Origin of the sequence: Parasphingorhabdus sp., assembly GCF_049667325.1 — a bacterium.
GTDB lineage: Bacteria > Pseudomonadota > Alphaproteobacteria > Sphingomonadales > Sphingomonadaceae > Parasphingorhabdus.
Genome location: NZ_JBATHY010000298.1, coordinates 1 through 2,391 on the forward strand (window position 1 = coordinate 1; position 2,391 = coordinate 2,391).

A 2,391-nucleotide genomic window follows, 5' to 3' on the forward strand; every position below is an offset into this window, starting at 1 on the left:
CGCAACAGCACCGCGATGCCGTGGAAGCTCAACCAGGACTATCTGTTCGACAGGAATGTCCTGCTCAACGATCCGGTCGATGACGGCGTGATCCAGTTTTATGGCCCAAATTCTCAGCGAGCCGAGGGCGAAAACGAGGCGACTCTCGAGGCCGCGGAATAGTCTTGCCGATTGACGGCAGGAATTGGAATCATCTTCTGTTTGTTTAACGTTTTGTTGAGTAGAATTAGCTAAGCTCTTCTTCGAGGGGCTGACATGGGCTATATGAATTCGCAATATCGCACAGTGAAACCGGCGCAGATCGAACAGCGCAAGGTGTTCCGCCATTCTGTCCAGATACAGCGCGCCGCAATCAGGCAGCAAGGCAAACCGGCCAAGGCAGGCGAACTGGTAGACATTTCGGTATATGGTTGCCGCGTGGCCTGTGAAACCAAACTTGCCAAGGGCACTCGCCTCTGGCTGCGCTTCGACGGCAGCAGCCCGATCGGAGCAACCACGATTTGGTGCAAGGATGGCCATATCGGCTGCCGTTTTGACGGAACCCTCGACCAGAGCCTGTTTCGTTCGCTGACATTGATCAGCGAATAGGAGCGCCTAAATCCCCTCACTTGCCAACTAACATTCATGTCAGTAGGGTGGCTGGATGGAAAATGAGATTCTTGATGTCCTGATCGTCGGTGCTGGCCTGTCCGGTATTGGCGCCGCGGTCCACCTGACCAAAAGATGCCCCGGCAAAAGCTTTGCGATTATCGAGGCACGAGAGCGGCTCGGCGGGACATGGGACCTGTTCCGTTATCCCGGTATCCGGTCGGACAGCGACATGTACACGCTGGGCTATAATTTCAAACCCTGGACCGCGCGCAGAGCCATCGCCGACGCGCCGTCGATCCTCAAATATCTAAACGAAACCGTCGACGAATATGATCTGGAGGACAAGATCCGGTTCAACCGCAAAGTGGTGGATGCCAGCTGGTCGAGCGGAGACGCTTTGTGGACGGTCAGCCTCCGGCATGGCGATGGTTCGATCAGCACTGTCAAATGCAATTTCCTCCACATGTGCTCCGGCTATTATAGCTATGAGGAAGGCCATAGTCCCGATTTTCCCGGCAAATCCGATTTTGCCGGACAGATTGTCCACCCGCAATTCTGGCCCGAGGATCTGGACTTTGCTGGCAAGAAAGTTGTTGTGATCGGCAGTGGGGCAACGGCGGTAACACTGATTCCCTCAATGGCGGAGACAACGGCACATATCACCATGCTGCAGCGTTCCCCTACCTATATCGTTTCGCTGCCGGGAGAGGACAAATGGGCGTTGCGGTTCAGAAAAGTCCTGCCGGCCAAGCTTGCCTATTTGCTTACGCGCTGGAAAAATGTGCTGTGGGGCCTGTTTACATTCAATCTGGCTCGCACGAAGCCTGAGGGTTTCAAGGACAGGCTGCTCAAAATGGTGCGGGAGGAAATGGGCCCGGACGTTGACATGACGAATTTCACTCCGCGCTATAATCCTTGGGATCAGCGATTGTGCCTGGTTCCCGACAGCGATTTGTTCAAATCCATCAAATCCGGCAAAGCATCGATCGTTACCGATCAGATTGAAACATTCACAAAGGACGGCATCAAGCTGAAATCCGGAAAGACTCTCGCGGCGGACATCATCGTAACCGCCACGGGATTGAAAATGCTTACTGGGGGTAGCGCGACCGTTTCGGTTGACGGTCGACTTGTCAATTTTGGTGAAAAAATCAATTACAAGGGCGTTATGTTCTCCGGCATTCCCAATTTCGGGATGACGATGGGCTACACCAACGCCAGCTGGACGTTGAAAGCCGACCTGACCAGTGAATATGTCTGCCGACTGCTGAATTTCATGGACAAGAACGGTACGCCCATTGCGACCCCGACCTTGCCATCCGACGGTTTGATGGGAACAGAACCGATGCTCGATTTTACCTCGGGCTATGTCCAGCGGGCGATCAAGAATTTGCCGAAACAGGGCGATCGCAAACCCTGGCGCCTGAATCAAAATTTTCCGAAGGACATCATCAATCTCCGGTACAAGGCTGTGAATGACGGGGCCATGGTCTTTTCCAGGCCCGGTGTGGCGGCGGTCCGTCTTCCGGACAAGCAAACAGAAGCAGAAGTCATTGCTGCGGAATAGACGCTCGCACTTGGCCTGATCTGTAGCTATAGCGATCAAATGACTGATTTTAAGCCACTGATAGAGGCCGATTCCGGCCAGCCAGCTCGCACCATCCAGATACTGGATGTGAATAATTTCGAAGACTGGCTGAAAGGGCAACCCGAGAGCATCAGGGCGATAGTGGCGGCCTATCGCTTCGTCGCCAATCCCGACTCCTATCTGCTGCTGCCACCGATCGGCGGCAAGAGCGA

The 2,391-nt window shown here is 54.2% G+C and carries 2 protein-coding genes and 1 pseudogene; all 3 read left to right on the forward strand.

All coding sequences use genetic code 11. From position 1 onward, the window contains the following. Positions 1 to 255: 255 nt before the first annotated feature. Entirely contained in the window at positions 256 to 588 is a 333-nt protein-coding gene (locus WBM93_RS13085; protein ID WP_424432305.1) for a PilZ domain-containing protein, read from the forward strand. A gap of 55 nt (positions 589 to 643) precedes the next feature. After that, entirely contained in the window at positions 644 to 2,158 is a 1,515-nt protein-coding gene (locus WBM93_RS13090; RefSeq protein WP_424432306.1) for a flavin-containing monooxygenase, read from the forward strand. A gap of 39 nt (positions 2,159 to 2,197) precedes the next feature. Continuing rightward, a pseudogene (locus WBM93_RS13095) lies at positions 2,198 to 2,391 on the forward strand (leucyl aminopeptidase family protein); the annotation flags it as partial.